17 protein-coding genes, 1 tRNA gene and 1 pseudogene are annotated in these 17,917 nt (G+C 70.0%); 7 read left to right on the top strand and 12 right to left on the bottom strand.

Features of this window, described 5'->3' with window-relative positions; all coding sequences use genetic code 11:
• Positions 1-161 precede the first annotated feature (161 nt).
• From VFV21_RS06000 to VFV21_RS05990, 3 genes and pseudogenes are all read left to right on the top strand, one after another.
• Positions 162-491, top strand: coding sequence for an integration host factor subunit alpha (locus VFV21_RS06000; protein WP_329668565.1), 330 nt, complete (start codon positions 162-164; stop codon positions 489-491).
• A 155-nt stretch (positions 492-646) separates the two neighbouring features.
• Positions 647-889: pseudogene (locus VFV21_RS05995) on the top strand (MerR family transcriptional regulator); the annotation flags it as partial.
• Between the two features lie 259 nt (positions 890-1,148).
• Positions 1,149-1,225 (top strand) — tRNA-Pro (locus VFV21_RS05990).
• Positions 1,226-1,285: 60 nt separating this feature from the next.
• On the opposite strand, the gene VFV21_RS05985 is transcribed toward VFV21_RS05990, so the two are convergent.
• The 8 genes from VFV21_RS05985 to VFV21_RS05950 are packed head-to-tail and all read right to left on the bottom strand — an operon-like array spanning position 1,286 to position 9,685.
• Entirely contained in the window at positions 1,286-2,761 is a 1,476-nt protein-coding gene (locus VFV21_RS05985) for an aldehyde dehydrogenase (RefSeq protein WP_329668564.1), read from the bottom strand.
• 18 nt (positions 2,762-2,779) lie between these two features.
• Positions 2,780-3,175: a hypothetical protein gene (locus VFV21_RS05980; RefSeq protein WP_329668563.1), complete on the bottom strand. Its 396-nt coding sequence runs from the start codon at positions 3,173-3,175 to the stop codon at positions 2,780-2,782.
• 34 nt (positions 3,176-3,209) lie between these two features.
• Positions 3,210-4,490 (bottom strand): TRAP transporter large permease subunit, encoded by a 1,281-nt coding sequence (locus VFV21_RS05975; RefSeq protein ID WP_329668562.1) that lies wholly within the window; start codon positions 4,488-4,490, stop codon positions 3,210-3,212.
• Positions 4,491-4,503: 13 nt separating this feature from the next.
• On the bottom strand, positions 4,504-5,091 hold the full coding sequence (locus VFV21_RS05970; RefSeq protein ID WP_329668561.1) for a TRAP transporter small permease: 588 nt from the start codon (positions 5,089-5,091) through the stop codon (positions 4,504-4,506).
• 5 nt (positions 5,092-5,096) lie between these two features.
• A complete protein-coding gene (locus VFV21_RS05965) occupies positions 5,097-5,936 on the bottom strand; it encodes a phosphogluconate dehydrogenase C-terminal domain-containing protein (RefSeq protein ID WP_329668560.1) in 840 nt (279 codons plus the stop codon).
• A 26-nt stretch (positions 5,937-5,962) separates the two neighbouring features.
• Positions 5,963-6,988, bottom strand: a complete 1,026-nt coding sequence (locus tag VFV21_RS05960) for a TRAP transporter substrate-binding protein (protein WP_329668559.1) — start codon at positions 6,986-6,988, stop codon at positions 5,963-5,965.
• A gap of 37 nt (positions 6,989-7,025) precedes the next feature.
• Entirely contained in the window at positions 7,026-8,405 is a 1,380-nt protein-coding gene (locus VFV21_RS05955; protein ID WP_329668558.1) for a four-carbon acid sugar kinase family protein, read from the bottom strand.
• Complete coding sequence (locus tag VFV21_RS05950) at positions 8,402-9,685, bottom strand: ribulose-bisphosphate carboxylase large subunit family protein (protein ID WP_329668557.1); 1,284 nt, start codon at positions 9,683-9,685, stop codon at positions 8,402-8,404. Before VFV21_RS05950 ends, VFV21_RS05955 begins: the two co-directional genes overlap by 4 nt.
• Before the next feature lie 132 nt (positions 9,686-9,817).
• On the opposite strand from VFV21_RS05950, the gene VFV21_RS05945 reads away from it, so the two are divergent.
• On the top strand, positions 9,818-10,720 hold the full coding sequence (locus VFV21_RS05945; RefSeq protein ID WP_329668556.1) for a LysR substrate-binding domain-containing protein: 903 nt from the start codon (positions 9,818-9,820) through the stop codon (positions 10,718-10,720).
• Between the two features lie 34 nt (positions 10,721-10,754).
• Here VFV21_RS05945 and ilvD read toward each other — a convergent pair whose 3' ends face one another.
• Genes ilvD through VFV21_RS05925 form a run of 4 tightly spaced genes read right to left on the bottom strand, consistent with a single transcriptional unit; the run spans position 10,755 to position 15,050 of the window.
• A complete protein-coding gene (gene ilvD / locus VFV21_RS05940; RefSeq protein ID WP_329668555.1) occupies positions 10,755-12,470 on the bottom strand; it encodes a dihydroxy-acid dehydratase in 1,716 nt (571 codons plus the stop codon).
• Complete coding sequence (locus tag VFV21_RS05935) at positions 12,467-13,369, bottom strand: alpha/beta hydrolase (RefSeq protein ID WP_329668554.1); 903 nt, start codon at positions 13,367-13,369, stop codon at positions 12,467-12,469. Before VFV21_RS05935 ends, ilvD begins: the two co-directional genes overlap by 4 nt.
• A gap of 2 nt (positions 13,370-13,371) precedes the next feature.
• Positions 13,372-14,268, bottom strand: a complete 897-nt coding sequence (locus VFV21_RS05930; protein ID WP_329668553.1) for a 3-keto-5-aminohexanoate cleavage protein — start codon at positions 14,266-14,268, stop codon at positions 13,372-13,374.
• Positions 14,265-15,050: a transcriptional regulator NanR gene (locus VFV21_RS05925; RefSeq protein WP_329668552.1), complete on the bottom strand. Its 786-nt coding sequence runs from the start codon at positions 15,048-15,050 to the stop codon at positions 14,265-14,267. The genes VFV21_RS05930 and VFV21_RS05925 overlap by 4 nt, the downstream gene beginning before the upstream one ends.
• A 79-nt stretch (positions 15,051-15,129) precedes the next feature.
• On the opposite strand from VFV21_RS05925, the gene VFV21_RS05920 reads away from it, so the two are divergent.
• From VFV21_RS05920 to VFV21_RS05910, 3 genes are all read left to right on the top strand, one after another.
• The gene (locus VFV21_RS05920; protein ID WP_329668551.1) at positions 15,130-16,221 is read left to right on the top strand and encodes a TRAP transporter substrate-binding protein; all 1,092 of its coding nucleotides are present in this window, start codon (positions 15,130-15,132) and stop codon (positions 16,219-16,221) included.
• 31 nt (positions 16,222-16,252) lie between these two features.
• Positions 16,253-17,131 carry an NAD(P)-dependent oxidoreductase gene (locus VFV21_RS05915; RefSeq protein ID WP_329668550.1) on the top strand — a complete coding sequence of 293 codons (879 nt, stop codon included), beginning with the start codon at positions 16,253-16,255 and terminating at the stop codon, positions 17,129-17,131.
• A gap of 88 nt (positions 17,132-17,219) precedes the next feature.
• Positions 17,220-17,917: adenylate/guanylate cyclase domain-containing protein (locus VFV21_RS05910; RefSeq protein WP_329668549.1), on the top strand; the 698-nt coding region annotated here is incomplete at its 3' end.

The raw sequence follows: 17,917 nt of genomic DNA, 5'->3' as shown, positions 1-17,917 counted from the left end.
CGCTTGACGCTCGCGCGCAGCGACGCCACACTGACCGACGAGCAAATCGAATCGGCCGTGCGCGCGGTGGTGGAGAGGGTCACCGCGCGGCTCGGCGGCCGACTGAGGGGATGAGCATGGCCGACCTCGCGACAACAACAGCGCTCAGGACAGAAGACATGATGGAGTTTGCCGTCGAGAGCCTGGAAACCCCGGCACTCACGAAGGCGCAGCTCGCCGAGCTGCTGTTCGAGCAGATCGGGCTGAACAAGCGCGAGTCCAAGGACATGATCGACGCCTTCTTCGACCTGATCTCGCAGAGCCTGGTCGACGGCCAGGACGTCAAGATCTCCGGCTTCGGCAACTTCCAGATCCGCACCAAGGCGCCGCGCCCGGGCCGCAACCCGCGCACCGGCGAGGCCATCCCGATCGAAGCCCGGCGCGTCGTCACCTTCCACGCCAGCCACAAGCTCAAGGAACAGATCCAGGGCAACGGCGAGCCCAAGTCCTGAGCGCCCGCGGGGGCGTTTTTCCCGCTTTTCCCGGTGCGCCCGTCGCGGCGGCGCTACCGCAGGGCAGGGGCGCAAGCACCGCCTCTCGGACGCGCTTTGCATCCGTCCCGAGTTAGAGTAACCTCAAAGCTTTCTCTCCTAGTAGATTGATTTCAATGGAGAAAGGCCTTCCGGCTATCCCTGCCAAGCGCTACTTCACCATCGGTGAGGTCAGCGAGCTGTGTGGCGTCAAGCCCCACGTGCTACGGTATTGGGAGCAGGAGTTCACCCAGCTGCGCCCGATGAAGCGCCGCGGCAACCGCCGCTATTACCAGCACCACGAGGTGCTGATGATCCGGCGCATCCGCGACCTGCTGTACGACCAGGGCTTCACCATCAGCGGCGCGCGCAACAAGCTGCAGGAGATCGTGCAGGTCGAGCGCGACAGGCGCCGCGCCGGCGAGGTCATGCTCGATGGGGTGGAGGTCATCGAGGTGGAGGAATCCACCTTCGGCGAGAGCCAGTTCGAGGAAGCGCCGCCGGACGAGCGCGATGCGATCTCGCAGAAGCTGCAACTGTTGCGTCGCGAACTGTTCGAAATCCGCGACTTGCTGGGCGTTCACTGAAAAATCGCCGCGCGACTTCGAAGGGCCGAATGCCCGGCTATAATTGCGGGCTCGGCGTGTAGCGCAGCCTGGTAGCGCACTTGCATGGGGTGCAAGGGGTCGCGAGTTCGAATCCCGCCACGCCGACCAACACTGGAAAAGCCCGGTACCTGCGAAGGTCCGGGCTTTTTTGCCTTCTGGCGCGGTCCGTCACCGCATCACGAACGGATTGGCGGGCGCTCCCCTGGCGTACGAGATCCAGGTGCTCTTGTTCTCCAGGTACTCGTCGATGGCGGTGATCCCGCTCTCCCGGCCGAGGCCGGAGTGCTTCATGCCCCCGAAGGGCATCATGTAGCTGACCGCCCGGTACGTGTTCACCCATACGGTGCCCGCCTCGAGGGCCTGCGACATCCGCAGCGCGCGGCCCATGTCGCCGGTCCATACGCCCGCGGCGAGCCCGTAGATGGTGTCATTGGCCATTCGCACGGCGTCGGCCTCGGTTTCGAATCCCAGGATCGACAGCACGGGGCCGAACACCTCCTCGCGCGCGATGCGCATGCCCGGCTTCACGTCCACGAAGATCGTCGGCTCCACGAACTGGCCGCCGGGCAGGCTCCCGGCCGCGCCGCCGCCGAGGACGCAACGGGCCCCCTCGGCCTTTGCGATCTCCATGTACTCGAGCACCTTGCGGTATTGAGCGGGCGTGGTGATCGGGCCGATGTTGGTCTCCGCGTGCATCGGGTTCCCCTTGCGCGCCGAGGCGCCCAGTTCGACCAGGCGGCGCGTGAACTGCTCGCGAATGGAGTCCTGCACGAGCAGGCGCGAACCTGCGATGCAGGTCTGGCCGGTGGCGGCGAAGATGCCGGACACCACGCCGGCGGCAGCCTGTTCGAGGTCGGCGTCCTCGAACACGATGTTGGGCGACTTGCCCCCGAGCTCCAGCGAAACGCGCTTCATCTTCGCGGCCGCCTGCGCGTAGATTCGGGCGCCGGTGGCGTCCGAACCGGTGAACGTGATCTTCGCCACGTCCGGGTGGTCCACCAGCGCGGAGCCGACCTCGTGTCCCAGTCCCGCGACCACGTTGAACACCCCGTCGGGAAAGCCGGCCTCACGCGTGAGCTCGGCATATTCCAGCGTCGAGGCCGAAGCGAATTCCGAAGGCTTGATCACGACCGCACAGCCCGCGGCCAGCGCGGGCGCGCACTTCCAGGCGATGAACAGCAGCGGGGAATTCCAGGCCGTGATCGCACCGACCACCCCCACGGGTTGCTGGCGCGTGAAGGCGAAGACGTCGGGCTTGTCGATCGGCATCACGCGACCTTCGATCTTGTCGGCGAGCCCGCCGAAGTAGCGCCACCACTCGGGGTGGTACCTGAGCTGCCCCTGCATCTCGGCCAGCAGCTTGCCGTTGTCGCGCACCTCGATCTCGGCCAGGCGCTGGGCGTTCTTCTCCACCAGATCGGCCAGGCGCAGCATCAGCTTGCCACGCTCGGTGGCGGTCATCCTCGACCAGGGGCCTTCGCGCATCGCGCGCCTGGCGGCGGCCACCGCGCGGTCGACGTCGCGGGCATCGCCCTGCGGGATCTGCGCCCAGGGCTGGCCGGTGTAGGGATCCACGGTGTCCATCCAGCGCTGGCTGGCGGGCTCCACGTATCGGCCGTCGATGAAATGCTGGTACGTCTTCATGTGCAGGTTCTCCGGCTTTCAGCCGCGCGCGAGCCGTTCCAGCGCCTGCCGAAGGGGCTCGCCCACGGACAGGCCGAGCGCGCGGGCACCCTCGTTCAGGTGCGAGATCACGCCTTCATCCCACATGTCCTGGGACTCGCCGATGCGCGCGCTGGTGTGCGATACCGTGCCGGCCGCAACGCCGCGCTTCTGCAGCATCGCGAGGGCGGCGATGCCGGCCTGGTCCTTGCCGACGCCGGCGTCGTTGAAGAACGCCGCCTTCAGGGGCACTTCCAGGGCGAACTCGCCCGAACTGGCGCCGCCGTGCGAGGCGGAGACCACCACGCTGCCGGCATCGTCGGCGGTGACCTTGGTGATCGAGTCCATGATGACGACGCGGGCGCCGGGCCCGCGGGCCACTTCCTTCTTCAGCATCTGCTTTTCTCCGAATGGGCGGCACGCGCGGCGTTCAGCCGGCGAACCATTTGGCCGGCACCGTCACCAGCGAGGGGAACAGCACCAGCAGGAACAGGACGATGATCTGCGCCAGCATGAAGGGCAGCACGCCCTTGACAACCTGGCCGATCGAGATCTTGGAGACGCCGGCCACCACGTTGAGAACGGTGCCCACGGGCGGCGTGATCAGGCCGATGGCGTTGCAGATCATGAACAGCACGCCGAAATAGATCGGGTCGATTCCGGCCGCCTTGACCAGCGGCACCAGCACCGGGGTGAGGATCAGGATGGTCGGCGTCATGTCCATGGCCGTGCCGACCACCAGCACCAGCACCATGATCGCCAGCAGCAGCAGGGTCTTGTGCTCCATCAGCGGCTCCAGCATGGCGATGACCTTGGCAGGCATGTCGGCCACGGTGATCAGCCAGGCCGCCACCAGCGCCGCGGCGACCAGGAACATCACGACGGCGGTGATCCTGGCCGAAGTGACGAACAGCTCGTAGATCTGGCCCACCTTCAGCTCGCGGTACACGAACACCGCGACCACGAAGGAATACACCGCCGCCACCACGCCGGCTTCGGTCGGCGTGAAGATGCCGAACTTCAGGCCGAAGATGATGATGAAGGGAAGCATGAGCGCCCAGCTGCCATCCAGCAGCGTGCGGCGCAGCTCGCCGGGCGCGCGCCTGGGCAGCACCACCACGTCGTCCTTGCGCACCAGGAACCACCAGGTGACCATCAGCGCGATGCCCAGGTAGATGCCGGGCATGATGCCGGCGAGGAACAGCTTGGTGATCGACAGGTTGGCGGCGACGCCGAAGATCACGAACCCGATCGAGGGCGGGATGATCGGGCCGATGATGCCTGCCGAGGCCACGAGGCCGGCGGCGCGCGACTTGTCGTGCCCCGCCTGCACCATCATGGGCACCAGCAGGCTGGCCAGCGCCGCCGCGTCGGCGATGGCCGAGCCGGAAAGCGCCGCCAGCACGCAGGCGGCTACCACGGTGACGTAGCCGAGGCCGCCGCGCACATGGCCGACCGCCGCCATCGCCACGTTCACGATGCGGCGCGACAGGCCGCCCACGTTCATGATCTCCCCGGCCAGCAGGAAGAAGGGCACGGCCATCAGCGGAAAGCTGTCGGCCCCGTTGATCACGTTCTGCGCGATGATCTGCGCGTCGAACATGTCCAGGTGCAGCATCAGCGCGATGCCCGACACCAGCAGCGCGTAGGCGATCGGCATGCCGAGCGCCATGGCGCCCAGCAGCGAGAAGAGGAAGACGGCGACGGGCATGGCTGTCTCCGGCTCAGGCGGCCCGTCCGGACGGGACGGGGCGGGCGGCAGCGCCGCCGCCGACCGGGTGGTGCAGGGTGGCCTCGAGCTCCTCCACCTCCTCGGACTCGCGCACCATCACGAGTTCGTCGTCGCGCACGGCGCCCGTCAGCACACGGTACAGGTCGGCCAGCAGGATTGCGCCGACGGACACGCCGTAGACGATGCCCACCGCGTAGAAGATCCCCAGCGACAGGCCCGAGGAGGGTGCAGTCGACCCGAGGTTGATCTGGGTCTGCACCCAGCTGCCCTTGAGCAGCAGCCAGGTCGCCCACAGCATGAGCGCATGGCTCGCGACCAGGCAGGCCTTCTTTCCCGCCGGCGGCAGCCGCTTGACCACCCCGTCCATTCCCAGGTGCGCGTGCTCGCGCATGGCGACCACCGCACCCAGGAACACCAGGTACACGAACAGCCAGCGCGACAGCTCCTCGCTGAGCGTGATGCCGGTGTTGAACACGTAGCGCAGCACCACGTTGCCGAACACCAGCACCACCATGAGCAGCAGGCACAGCGCGATGAGCGCGCGCAGCGCGCGGAAGTAGCCGTCGACGAGGCGGGCCATGGTGCCTACGCCTCCACGTCGGTGATCTGGCGGATGCTCTCGCGGATCGCGTCCGGCTCGAACACCTTCTTCCAGTCGGGCGCGAAGATCTCCTTCTTGGCCCGCTCGACCGCGCGGTTGGCGGCGTCCGACATCCGCACGCCGGGCAGCTGGTCGAACAGGATCGCCAGTTCCACGTTCAGGTGTCCGAGGATGAAGTCGTGCGCCACTTCCTTGGGCACGCCGCGGCGCACCGCTTCGTCGGTGGCTTCGCGGATCACGGTGAGGCAGGTGGCGCATACCGTCTCCGACAGCACCGGCTCCAGGATGGCCATCTGTTCGACCGTGGCCCGGTGCGAGCGCATCACCGGCGCGTACATGCGCGTGGCCACGTCCTCCGCCAGGTCGAAGTGCTCCTGCGGACCGCGCAGCAGGGCGCAGACGATCGCCTGTTTCGCCTTGACGCCGCCGAAGTGGTCGCGCTTGGCTTCCAGGTCGGTTTCGTCGTTGAAGATCGGCGGATGGCAGGGATGCGCCACGAACACGGTGAGGTCCTCGCGCTCCGGCAACTCGCCGGCGAAGGGCGCGGCGGCGTCGAGCGCGATCAGGATCGCGCCCGGCTTGAACTGCTTCGCCAGCTGCCGCGTGGCCTTGCCGATCACGTTGTCCGGGATCGCCAGCACCACGACGTCCGCCTGCGGGATCGCCGAATCGGCGGGCGCGCAGCTGATGCCCAGTTCCTTCAGCCGGGCGCGACCCGCCTCGCTGACTTCCACGTGCGACACCTCGTAGGGCGCGCCGCGCAGGTTGGCGGAGCAGCGGTAGCCCATCTTGCCGCCCGCGCCGAGCACAACGACTTTCTTCATGTGATGTCTCCTCGGGTCCGTTGCGATTACTTGGCGGCGGAGCGGTGCTTGTCCAGCTCGGCCAGGGTCTGCCTGACCACGTCCTCGCCCAGCGTGCGGGCGTACTTCTCGTAGACCGGCTTGAGGTGCTCGCGCATGCGGGCGCGCTCGCTGGGCGCGATCTCGGTGTAGGTGATGCCCTTGGCGCGGATCTGGGCCAGCAGCTTGGGGTCCTGCTCGCGGTTGTAGCGGCGCTCGAAATCACGGGCGGCGTTGCACGACTCCTGCAGCACCTTCTGCTCCCCGGCGTTCAGCTGGTCCCAGAACTTCCGGCCCACCAGCACCACCGCGGCGCCGTAGATGTGGCCGGTGTTGCTCATGTGCTTCTGCACTTCGTAGAACTTGTTGCCGAAGATGTTGCTGTACGGCGTCTCCTGGCCGTCGATGGCCTTCGACTCGAGCGCCGTGAACACCTCGGTGAAGGGCATGGGCAGGGCATTGGCGCCCAGCGTGTTGAAGATGTCGATGAACACCGGGTTCTGGATGGTGCGGATCTTCAGGCCCTTGAAGTCCTCCACCCTGGCCACCGCGTGGCGGCTGTTGGTCAGGTGGCGGAAGCCGTTCTCGAAATAGCACAGGCCGACCAGGTTCTTTTCCGCCAGCTTGTCCAGCAGCCTGCGGCCCACGGGGCCGTCCAGCACCAGGTCCGCTTCCCTGTGGTCGTTGAACAGGAAGGGCAGGTCGTAGACGCCGAACTCCTTCACGACCGACGCGGTGGCGGCGGTGGACACCAGCGCCATCTCCAGCACGCCCCCCTGGGCGGACGAGATCGACTGCAGCTCGGCGCCCAGCTGGCCGTCGGGGTAGCCGCGCATCTTCATCCTGCCGCCCGTCTTCTGCGCCAGCAGCTCGGCGAACTTCTCGACGCCCACCTGGAACGGGTGGTCCTTGGGCACCACGTGGCTCACGCGGATGGTGCGCTCCTTGAAATCGCCGGCGGGCTGCTGCGCGGCCGCGGCGAGCGGCAGGCAGGCCGCGGCGGCGGCAACGATGCGGGTGGTCCAGGTCTTCATGTCGTCTCCTTCGGTGGAATGGGTGCCGGTGCGGCGTTCAGGTCCGGCCGAGCCGGGCGGTTTCGAAAAAGTGCGTGTCGCCCATCTGGCCTCCCTTCAGGGCGACCTCCAGGCCATCGAGCCAGGGCTGCGCGGACACCAGGCGGCACAGCGGCGCGCCCGGCGTGAGGCGGGCGGCCACGAACAGCGCTTCGGGCGCGAGGGTCTTCACGATCTGGCTGGAGGTGTCGCCACCCGAGAGCAGCAGCCGCTCCAGCGGCTCGTCGCGCAGGATCGCCTGCGTCACCGCGCCGAGGCGGCGGCCGAGCAGGCGACCGGCTTCGTGGCGCGCCTCCTCGCGGGCCAGGCCCTGCGCCTGCATCGCCGCGACGGCGGCTTCGATGCGGGGGTCTTGCGGTCCGCGCGCGGAGTGCAGGATGACGCTCTTGCCGCGCCTCAGCGCGTGCAGCGCGTCGGTCGCGAGCTGGTCCCGGGCCGCCTGCCAGCCGCGCTCGTCCAGCAGGGCGGCGGCGTCGACGGCGAGTTCGGCGAAACCCGCTTCGACGGCGGCGTCGATCTGCTGCGCGCTCAGCAGCGAGGCGCTGGCGGACACCGCCAGCACGCGTTCGGCGCGGCGGAAGCGCAGGTAATCGGACAGCGGCGCGCTGAGTTCGTGCGCGGCGCGCCACCACTGGGTCAGCGCGTATTCGACGCCCGAGGGGCCGACGACGAACACCGGCGCCGCCTTGGCGGCCTGGCGCGCGAGCAGGTGCCCCACCTCGGTGAGGTGGGTCGGCGTGAGGCTGTCGAACACCACGGCGTCGGCGCCCTGCGAGAGGAGCGACTGCAGGTGGGCGGCGGCAGCCTCGTGGCCGGCATCCAGCTGCGGGAAGGCGAGGCTCGCGATCTTCAGCGGCGCCTGGGCGCCCAGATGCAGCCGCAGGTCGCTCTCGGTCATCGGCGTCACCGGGTGCACGCTCATGATCGGGTGGCGGTCGATGCGGTGGACCTGGTCGTCGGTCGCCGAGCGGGCGAACAGGTGGCCGAAGGCGCAGTAGCGGCGCAGCGAGGGCGTGCCGCCCACCACCGGGATGAAGCTGCGCGGGAAGCTGCGGCGGCCGATCTGCATCGCCCGGCCGATGCTGCCGGTGGCGGGAGAGCTGTCGAAGGTGGAGCAGACCTTGTAGTGCACGATCGGGGCGCCGCTCTTCGCCAGCGCGTCGAACACGGGCGGCAAGGCGTCGTCCATCTCCTGCGGTGTCATCGCGCGGCTGTCCCCGGCGACGCCGAACGCGTCCAGCGGCCCGGCCTTCTCCAGGGCTTGCGGCGTCGGCGGCGCAAGGAACAGGGCGGTGCGCAAGCCGGCGAAGGCCAGCACCTCCAGCGCGTCGGTGGAGCCTGTGAAGTCGTCCCCGTAGAACGCCAGCTTCAAGCTCACACCATGCTCCCGAACTTCTCCAGCGCGGCGCGCAGCGCCGGCCGCTGCGCGGCGTAGTCGGCCAGGGGCAGTCCGGCGGTGGCCGCTTCCCAGGCCTCGCGCATGCTGGCCACGCCCGCCGCCACGCCGGCCGGATGGCTGACGATGCCGCCGCCGGCCAGGTGCATCAGGTCGATGCTGCCCAGGGCTGCGTAGAGGGCAGGCGCATGGCCGGCCCACTGGCCGGAGGAGAACACGGGCATCACCGGCGCGGAGCCGGCAAAGGGCGCCAGGCAGGCGCGCGCTGCTTCGACGACGGCCGCATCCGGCTCGGAGAACTTGCTGCGCAGCCCGCCGACGTGCAGCTGGTCGACGCCGGCCAGGCGCCACAGCTTCTGGTAGGCGGGGAAGGACATGCCCAGGCCGGGGTGGCGAGACAAGGCGCCCCACCCGTTGCGGTGGCCGTGGATCGGGAGCTCGCAGTGCTCGCGCAGGTGCTGCAGGCCGGCGAAGCCCACCCAGTTGATGCTCGCCATCACGCAGGTGCCGCCGGCGCGCAGCACGTCGTCGTGGCGGCGGAGCATCTCGTCGACCGTGCCCGAGATGTTGATGGCGTACATCGGCATGCGGCCCAGGCGGTCGGCATGCCGGTGCAGCACCGGCATGACCGCGGACAGCCGCTGGTCGAAGGGCGCGTGCACGGGATCGGCGGTCAGCTCGTCGTCCTTGAGGAAGTCGATGCCGCCCGCCAGCAGCGTGTCCACCAGCGCGGCGGTCTGCTCCGCGCTCAGCCCGATGCTGGGCTTGATGATCGTGCCGATCAGGGGGCGGCCGTGCACGCCCGCCTTGGCGCGCGTTCCGGCGACCGCGAAGCGCGGGCCCGGGAAGCGCTTCGCGTACGCCTCGGGCAGGTCCAGGTCCAGCAGGCGCACGCCGGTCAGTTCGCCCAGCTCGTACAGGTTGCCGGCCACCGTGGCCAGGAGCGTCGGCAGGTTGGCGCCCACGTTGTCGACCGGGAAGGCGATCTCGATTTCCCCCCGGTGGAAGACGCCGTGGTGGCCACGCCGCTCCACCAGGGCGCTGTGCAGGCCCGGCTCCAGGGCCGGCGCCTGCGGCTCGATGCGCGTGACGCGGGCACGGGCACGCTGCTTGAGCTCCGCCGTCTCGCCGGGCAGTTCCAGGAAGGTGCCCGAAGACTGCTCGCCCGCGATGGTTTCCGCCACCTTCTGCAGCGGATCCGGGCTCTCCACGAAATAGCGCGCCGTGAATTCCGCGCGCTGGCCGCCGTCGTTGCGTAGCATCACCACGATCCTTGCTTCCCTTGTCTCTGCACAGGCCGGGGCGCCTGCGCTTGCGAGTGGGGGAACTATCGCGGCTCGCCCGCCTGCCCACAAACGATTTAAAGTTCGCGCCCCGTGATCTAAAGTCACACCGTGCCGAACACGCCCCGCCCCTCGTTCAACGCGCTGCGCGCCTTCGAGGCGACCGCCCGGCTGCGCAGCATGACGGCCGCGGCCGATGAGCTTGCAGTGACGCACGGCGCCGTCAGCCGGCACGTCCGTTCGCTCGAGGAGCAGCTCGGCGTGCAACTGCTCACGCGCGGTCCGCACGCGACCGAACCCACGCCCGAAGGTGCCCGGCTCGCCGAGGGCGTGGCCGCGGCCCTCAACCTGATGCACGCGGCACTGGAGCAGCTCAAGCCCGGGCCGCTCACGCTTTCCTGCTCGGCTTCCATCCTCACGCACTGGCTGATCCCGCGGCTGGCGCGTTTCCACCAGCAGCATCCGGGCGTGGAGCTGCAGTTCAACGTCAACTACGGGCCGGTGGACGTGGTGCGGGAGAACATCGGCGTGGCGATCCGCAACACCATGGTCCAGCCGCCCGAGGACGTGGTGGTGCGCGAGCTGGTCACCGAGTGGGTGGGGCCGGTCTGCTCGCCCGACTACATGCGTGGCGCCCGCATCCGCCAGCCCGCGGATCTGGCCGAGGCGCGCCTGCTCGCCACCAAGACCCGGCCCAACGCCTGGGCGGAGTGGGCCGCCGCCGCCGCCGTGGGCGGGATGGAGTTCCCGGTGCGCGAACGCTTCGAGCATTTCTACGTCCTGATCCAGGCCGCGGTGTGCGGCCTCGGGATCGCGCCGGTGCCGCGCATGCTGGTGCTGGACGACCTGCAATCGGGCAAGCTGGTGGCGCCCTTCGGCTTCGCGCCGGGGCCGCACAAGCTGGCCCTGTGGATCGCGCCGCACATGCGCACCCGCCCGGAAACGCAGGCGCTGGCCCAGTGGCTGACGGAGGAACTCCAGGAGACCGCGGATCGAGCGGACGCTGCGCGCTGAGGCGCGCGCGCCCGCGCCTCCCGGTTCCATCGTTTCAGCCCCGCGCGGTGGTGACCGCCCCCTGGGACGCGTCGGAGACCAGCAGTGCGTACTTCGCGAGCACGCCGGTGGCGGCCGCGGGCGCCGGCGGCGGCGTCCAGTGCGCCAGCCGCTGCTGCAGCACGCGCTGCGGCACGTCCAGGTCCAGCCGGCGCTGCTCCACGTCGATCACCACCGGGTCGCCGTCCTTCACCACGGCGATCGGCCCGCCCTCCGCCGCTTCCGGCACCACGTGGCCGATGACGAAGCCGCGCGAGGCGCCGGAGAAGCGGCCGTCGGTCACCAGCGCCACGGTCTCGCCGAGGCCGGCGCCCTGCAGCGCGCCGGTGACCAGCTGCATCTCGCGCATGCCCGGACCGCCCCTGGGGCCCTCGTTGCGCAGCACCAGCACGTCGTTCGGCTGGACCGTGCCGGCCTTGATCGCCTGGAAGGCGTCTTCCTCGCGCTCGAACACGCGCGCGGGGCCCCGGTGCATGGTTTTCGCCTGGCCCGACAGCTTGATCACGCAGCCGCCCGGCGCCAGGTTGCCGCGCAGGATGGCGAGGCCGCCCTGCGGCTTGAGGGGGTCCGCGAGCGGCCGGATGACCTGCTGGCCCTCGGGCTCGGGCGCGCGGGCGATCTCCTCGCCGATGCTGCGGCCGGTGACCGTGCGTTCGTCCGCGTGCAGCAGGCCCGCCTCCACCAGGCGCTTGCCGACCACGGCCATGCCGCCGGCGGCGTGCATCTCGGGCGCGGTATAGCGGCCCCAGGGCCGCAGGTCGGCCAGCACCGGCGTGCGGCGCGAGAAGCGGTCGAAGTCGTCGATCGCCAGCTCGACCCCGAACTCGCGCGCCATGGCCAGCAGGTGCAGCACCGCGTTGGTGGAGCCGCCGGTGGCCATCACGCCGGTGATCGCGTTCTCGAAGCTGCGCCGGGTGGCCAGCGCGCGCGGCGTGACGCCCTGGCGCAGCAGGTCCATGACGAGCGTTCCGCACGCGCGCGCGGCGTCTTCCTTGCCGGCGTCGGTGGCGGGGATGCCGCCCACGCCCATGGGCGCCAGCCCCAGCATCTCGCAGGCGGTGGCCATGGTGTTGGCGGTGAACTGGCCGCCGCAGGCGCCGGCCCCGGGGCAGGCATGGTCCTCGACATCGCGGAACTCGCGCTCGGAGATGCGGCCGGCGTTGAAGGCGCCGATCGCCTCGTAGATGTCCTGGATGGTGAGCTTGCGCCCGGCGAACATCCCCTCCCGCTCATGGCAGGCGCCCGAGGCGATCGAGCCGCTGTACACCAGCAGGCCCGGCAGGTCCAGGCGCCCGAGCGCCATCGCCATCGCGGGGATGGTCTTGTCGCAGCCGGCGATCACCACCAGCGCGTCGAACATGTGGCCGCGCGCGACCAGCTCCACCGAATCGGCGATCACCTCGCGGCTGACCAAGGAGGTCTTCATGCCTTCGGAGCCGGTGGTGATGCCGTCGTTGATCGAGACGGTGTTGACCTCCAGCGGCGTGCCGCCGGCGGCCCGGATGCCCTCCATCACCCGCGCGGCCAGCGCGCGGTGCGTCCAGTTGCAGGGCATGGTGCCGATCCAGCAATGGGCCACGCCCACCTGCGGCCGCTTCAGGTCCTCGTCGCTGAAGCCGACGGCCTTCATCATGCCGCGGGCGACGGCGCGATCGGGGCCCTCGAGGAGGGCGCGGCTCTTGTGCCGGGCGTCGAACAACGCCTGGCTCATGGCGTCTCCAGCGGATGGCGGCGCAGGAAGGCCGTGATCTCGGCCAGCGTTTCCGCGGGCGCCTCTTCCGGCACGAAGTGGCCGCAGGGCAGGGCCCGGCCGCTCACGTCGGCGGCCACCTCGCGCCAGTCGGCCAGGCAGTCGAACAGCCGCGCGACCACGCCTTCGCTGCCCCACAGCGCGAGCACCGGCATGGGCAGCTTGCGGCCGGCGGCGCGATCGGCGCGGTCGTGCTCCAGGTCGATGGTGCCGGCGGCGCGGTAGTCCTCGCAGCTGGCATGGATCGCGGCCGGGTCGGCGAAGCAGCGCACGTACTCGCGCACGGCCTCGTCGTCGAACTTGCTCAGGTCGGGCTCCTCGCGGCCGACCCGGCCCAGGATGTTGAACGGCACCCGCCCCGCCAGCATCTGCTCGGGCAGCGGCGGTGGCTGCAGCATCAGGAACCAGTGGTAGTAGGCCGTCGCGAACGCCAGGTTGGTGCTTTCGAACATCTTCAGCGTGGGAGAGATGTCCAGCACGGCGAGCGTGTGCACGCGCCGCGGATGGTCGGCCGCCAGGCGATGCGCGACGCGGCCGCCGCGGTCGTGCCCGACCAGGTGGAAGCGCCCGAAGCCGAGTGACGCCATGAGCTCCACCATGTCCTGCGCCATCGCGCGCTTGGAGTAGTTGGAGTGGTCCGGCAATCCCGCCGGCTTGGACGAGTCGCCGTAGCCGCGCAGGTCCGCGCACACCACGGTGTAGTGCTGCGCCAGCAGCGGCGCGATGCGGTGCCAGCAGGCATGCGTCTGCGGATAGCCGTGCAGCAGCAGCACGGGCGCGCCGGCGCCGGCGCGCACGTAGTGGATCTCGGCGCCGCCCGCCTGGAAGCGACCGTGCGTGAAGCCGGGGAACAGGTCCATGATCACGCTCCCGTCACGGCGCCGCGCCGCAGGCGGGCGCGGACGACCGCGGCGTCCGCCACCCGGCCGCCGGCGCGCTCGATGCGCCCGCGCGCCTGCCGCACCAGGCTGGCGTTGTCCAGGGTGCATCCCATGGGCGCATCCTCCAGGCCCACGCGCACGTGGCCGCCCCGTTCCACCGCCGCCTCCACGAGCGTGCCGAGTTCGACGGCCAGGCCCGCGACCATCCACGGCGCGCCCGGCTGTTCCAGCTGCAACAGCCGCAGGTAGGCGTCCAGCGCCCAGTCCGCGGGCGGAAATCCGAAAGCGATGTGCTGCGAGAACATCAGCCGGTAGATCGGCACCGGGGCGGCCGGGTAGGCGCGATGCAGCGCCGCGCCCAGGCGCATGAAGCCCGGCTCGTAGATCGCGTACGAGGGCGTGATGCGATGCTGTTGCGCGAGCTGCAGGCCGTAGCGGATGTGACTTTCGGGGTTGGCGTAGACGAAGCCTTCCTTGCCTGCCGCGATGTCGGCGTGGTGGCTGATGTTCGTGGAACCCGGGTCCACCACCGACCATTCGATCAGGCCCGCGCGCACCAGCCGGTCGACGGCGCCGAAGCGCTGCGCCGGGTTCAGCGGGCTGGGCGCATCGATGCTGCCCGCGAAGGGCAGGGTGCCGTAGCAGATCACGTCGGCCCGCGCGCGGATGCGCTCGATGATCGGCGCGTAGATCTCGTAGTCGTCGCGCTGCCGGCCGGTGGCGGGGTCGTAGGCGTGGAAGTGGACGATCGCGGCGCCTTCGTCCGCGCAGGCGACGGCGGCCTGCACGATCTCGTCGGCGGTGACGGGGATGTTCGGCTGGCGCGAACGGGACCAGGGGCCGTTCAGCGCCACCTCGAGCCAGGTGGCTTCGTTCAAGTGGATCTCCTGCGGGTGCCGGCCGTAGGCGCCGGCCGCGGGCCGTAGTGCCTGTTGGCCCGTTTCAGGTGGGCCGTCAGGGCCGCGGCGGCCCCGTCCGGGTCGTGGCTGGCGATGCACTTGAACAGCTTCACGTGCTCGGCCAGGGTGGTCTTCTCGGCGCCGGGGGCGCGCACCAGGTCGTGGTGGAACTGCTCCAGCCACTCGAGCATGGCCTGCGACACGGCCGCGTAGATCGGGTTGCCCGAGATCGCGGCGATGCCGCGGTGGAAGGCCATGTCGGTCCGCAGGAAGCGTTCCGGGTCGTCCACGCTCGCCTTGTGCGCGTCCAGCAGCAGGCCCAGCTGCTCGACCTGCTGCGGCGTGGCCCGCTCGGCGGCCATGCGCGCCATGCCGATCTCGAACTGCAGGCGCGCCTCCTTCAGGTGCTCCAGCAGGTCGCTGGAGCCGGAGAACAGGTGCATGGCGGAGTCGGAGATCTGCGCGATCACCTTCTCGGCCGACAGCGGCAGCACGCGCGCGCCTTCGCCGTGCACGATGGACACGAGGCCCATGCGCTCGAGCGTCTGCAGCGCCTCGCGCACCGCGGGCCGGCCGACGCCCAGCGCCTGCATCAGCTCGCGCTCCGACGGCAGGCGCGAGCCGACCGCGAATTCACCCGAGCGGATGCGGGGCAGGAGGCGGTCGAGCACCTCGTGCGAGAGCTTGCGGCGGGCGATCGGCGGGTCCGAGGCGCCACCCGGTTGACGGGCCGTGGGCGGGCTTGCATAATCGTCAGTCATGTAGTGATCATACCAGTTCAACCGGCGTCCGCAACTCCCCGGGGCGCCCCTACCCACCCACCACCCTGGAGAGAGACAGATGCAGAGACGATCCTTCGTGCAGACCGCCGCCGTCGGCGCGGCACTGGCGGCGCCCGCCATCGTGCGGGCACAGCCCCAGGTCCGCTGGCGGCTGGCGTCGAGCTGGCCCAAGAGCCTGGACACCATCTACGGCGGCGCCGAGACGGTGGCCAGGCGCGTGGCGGCCGCCACCGGCGGCAAGTTCGAGATCAGCGTCCACGGCCCCGGCGAGCTGATGCCCGCGCTGCAGGTGGCCGACGGCGTGCAGAACGGCACCGTCGAGTGCGCGCACACCGCGTCGGTGTTCTTCTTCGGCAAGGACCCGACCTTCGCGCTGGACGGCCAGATCCCCTTCGGCATGACCTCGCGCCAGATGACCGGCTGGATGTACGCGGGCGGCGGGCTGCAACTGCTGCGCGACTTCTACCGGGACTACAACATCGTCAACTTTCCGTGCGGCAACACCGGCACGCAGATGGGCGGCTGGTTCCGCAAGGAGATCAAGACGCTGGCCGACATGAAGGGGCTGAAGTTCCGCATCGGCGGCTTCGGCGGACTGGTGCTGCAGCGCCTGGGCGTGGTGCCGCAGAACTTTCCCGGCGGCGAAATCTACACGGCGCTGGAAAAAGGTAGCATCGACGGCGCCGAGTTCGTGGGGCCCTACGACGACGAGAAACTGGGCTTCTACAAGATCGCCAAGGTCTACCACTACCCCAGCTACTGGGACCCCTGCGGGCAGATCACGATGTACGTGAACGCGAAGGCCTGGCAGGCGCTGCCGAAGGAGTACCAGGCGATCTTCGAGCTGGCGTGCAGCGACGCGCACGTGGAGATGCAGGCCAAGTACGACGCGCGCAACCCCGACGCCCTGCGCCGGCTGGTGGGCAACGGCGTGCAGATCCGGCCGTTCCCGAAAGAGGTGGGGGCCGCGGCGTGGAAGGCAACCAACGAGCTCTATGCCGAGCTTTCGGGGAAGAACGAGAAGTGGAAGAAGATCTACGACAGCTTCGTGAAGTTCCGCGACGACCAGATCCTCTGGTCCCGGTTCGCCGAGGGCAGTTTCGAGAACCTGATGCTGGCGATGCGCAATCCGACTGCCAAGGGCGGCTAGGCGCGTGGACGTACCGCCGGGAGCGAGCAGCATGAACACCATAGGCATTGCCGGCATCGGCATGATGGGCCACGGCATCGCCAGCAATGTCGTGAAGCATGGCTACCGGCTGGCCGTGCTGGAACACGCCGGCAACCAGCCGCTGGATGCCCTCGAGGCTGCCGGCGCCGTGGCCGTGCCGACCGCACGCGAGCTGGCGATGCGCTCGGACGTCGTGATCCTGGTGGTCACCGGCTCGGCGCAGGTCGAAGCCGTGCTCACCGGCCCCGGCGGGGTGCTGGAGGGCCTGCGGCCCGGCGGCGTCGTCATCGACTGCTCGACCGCCCTGCCGTCGTCGACCGTGCGGATGGCGGCGGCGGTGGAGCGCCGCGGCGGCCGCTTCCTCGACGCGCCGATGACCCGCACGCCCAAGGAAGCGGCCGAGGGCAGGCTCAACCTGCTGGTGGGCGGCGATGCCGCGCTGCTGGAGGAGTGCCGGCCCCTGCTGAAGTGCTTCGCGGAGAACATCACGCACGTCGGTCCGGTCGGCGCCGGCCACAGCATGAAGCTGCTGCACAACTACGTCTCGCTCGGCATGGTGGCGTTGCTGGCGGAGGCGGCGGCCTGCGCGCGGCGCAGCGGCGTGGATGCCGGCGCCTTCGTGGACGTGCTCGCCAAGGGCGGGGGCGGCGGCATCGCGCTGGAGCGGATCCGGCCGTTCCTGCTGGCGCGCGATCCTTCGGGACTGCGGTTTTCGATCGCCAATGCCCGCAAGGACCTGGATTACTACCACACCATGGCGGGCGACGCGGGTGCCGCGAAAGGGATCGCGGCCGCCGTCCTGGCGACGCTGGAGGAGGCATTGCAGAAGGGGACGCCGGAAACCCTCGTCCCGGAACTCGTGGACCTCCTCGGCGGCGCGGGGAGCTAGGCGGCGCGGCCCCGCAGGACAGCCGGTTGGCCCGCGAGGACCAACCGGCTTCTTCGTTTCCGCAAGGCTGCGGGCATAATGGCCGCGAATGGCCTCCGTCGTATTCGCTGATCTCGTAGGGAGCACAGGCATCTTCGAGCGGCTCGGTGACGAGACCGCCGGGCGCTTCGTCACCCAGCTGACGACGGCCCTCGCCAAGATCTTCGAACAGCACAACGGCCGCGTCGTGAAGATGCTCGGCGACGGCCTGTTCGTGGTGTTTCCGGAAGAGGCACAGGCGCTCACGGCCTGCATCGCGATCCAGGAAAGGCTCTCGCAGAAGCCGGTGCGACCGGGCGGCGTCGGCCGGCCGGTGCAGATGCAGATGGGCATCGAGTCGGGCGAGGTCGTGGAGATCCAGGGGGACTGCTACGGCGACGCCGTCAACTGCGCCGCGCGCCTGGCCGACCTGGCCGGAGCCGACCAGATCCTCACCACCCAGCGCGTGCGCGACGCCCTGCCGAAGGAACAGCAGCACAAGCTGCGCAGCCTCGGCCCCATGTACCTGCGCGGCAAGGCGGAGGCCACCGAGGTCTTCCGCGTCGAATGGCAACCGGAACGCGATGCCGAAGCCACCGTGATGGGCGTGTCGATGTTCGGCCAGCTGCCGGAGGCGCACCTGGAGCTGAGCATCGCCGGCGAAACGCGCCGCATGGGGCCGCGCGGCGAGGCGCTCACGCTCGGCCGTTCCGCCACGGCGGACCTGCACGTCAACGATTCGCGCGTGTCGCGCGTGCACGCCACCGT

The sequence above is a fragment of the Arenimonas sp. genome (assembly GCF_036275555.1).
Lineage (GTDB): Bacteria > Pseudomonadota > Gammaproteobacteria > Xanthomonadales > Xanthomonadaceae > Arenimonas.
This window is presented reverse-complemented; position numbering and strand designations above follow the sequence as displayed.

Bases quoted from the DNA above. Each gene is read 5' to 3' on its own strand.
- VFV21_RS06000 (WP_329668565.1), top strand. From the start codon at position 162: ATGGAGTTTGCCGTCGAGAGCCTGGAAACCCCGGCACTCACGAAGGCG.
- VFV21_RS05925 (WP_329668552.1), bottom strand. From the start codon at position 15,050: ATGACTGACGATTATGCAAGCCCGCCCACGGCCCGTCAACCGGGTGGC.
- VFV21_RS05935 (WP_329668554.1), bottom strand. From the start codon at position 13,369: ATGGACCTGTTCCCCGGCTTCACGCACGGTCGCTTCCAGGCGGGCGGC.
- VFV21_RS05965 (WP_329668560.1), bottom strand. From the start codon at position 5,936: ATGAAGAAAGTCGTTGTGCTCGGCGCGGGCGGCAAGATGGGCTACCGC.
- VFV21_RS05975 (WP_329668562.1), bottom strand. From the start codon at position 4,490: ATGCCCGTCGCCGTCTTCCTCTTCTCGCTGCTGGGCGCCATGGCGCTC.
- VFV21_RS05960 (WP_329668559.1), bottom strand. From the start codon at position 6,988: ATGAAGACCTGGACCACCCGCATCGTTGCCGCCGCCGCGGCCTGCCTG.
- VFV21_RS05915 (WP_329668550.1), top strand. From the start codon at position 16,253: ATGAACACCATAGGCATTGCCGGCATCGGCATGATGGGCCACGGCATC.
- VFV21_RS05950 (WP_329668557.1), bottom strand. From the start codon at position 9,685: ATGCTACGCAACGACGGCGGCCAGCGCGCGGAATTCACGGCGCGCTAT.
- VFV21_RS05970 (WP_329668561.1), bottom strand. From the start codon at position 5,091: ATGGCCCGCCTCGTCGACGGCTACTTCCGCGCGCTGCGCGCGCTCATC.
- VFV21_RS05920 (WP_329668551.1), top strand. From the start codon at position 15,130: ATGCAGAGACGATCCTTCGTGCAGACCGCCGCCGTCGGCGCGGCACTG.
- ilvD (WP_329668555.1), bottom strand. From the start codon at position 12,470: ATGAGCCAGGCGTTGTTCGACGCCCGGCACAAGAGCCGCGCCCTCCTC.
- VFV21_RS05985 (WP_329668564.1), bottom strand. From the start codon at position 2,761: ATGAAGACGTACCAGCATTTCATCGACGGCCGATACGTGGAGCCCGCC.
- VFV21_RS05980 (WP_329668563.1), bottom strand. From the start codon at position 3,175: ATGCTGAAGAAGGAAGTGGCCCGCGGGCCCGGCGCCCGCGTCGTCATC.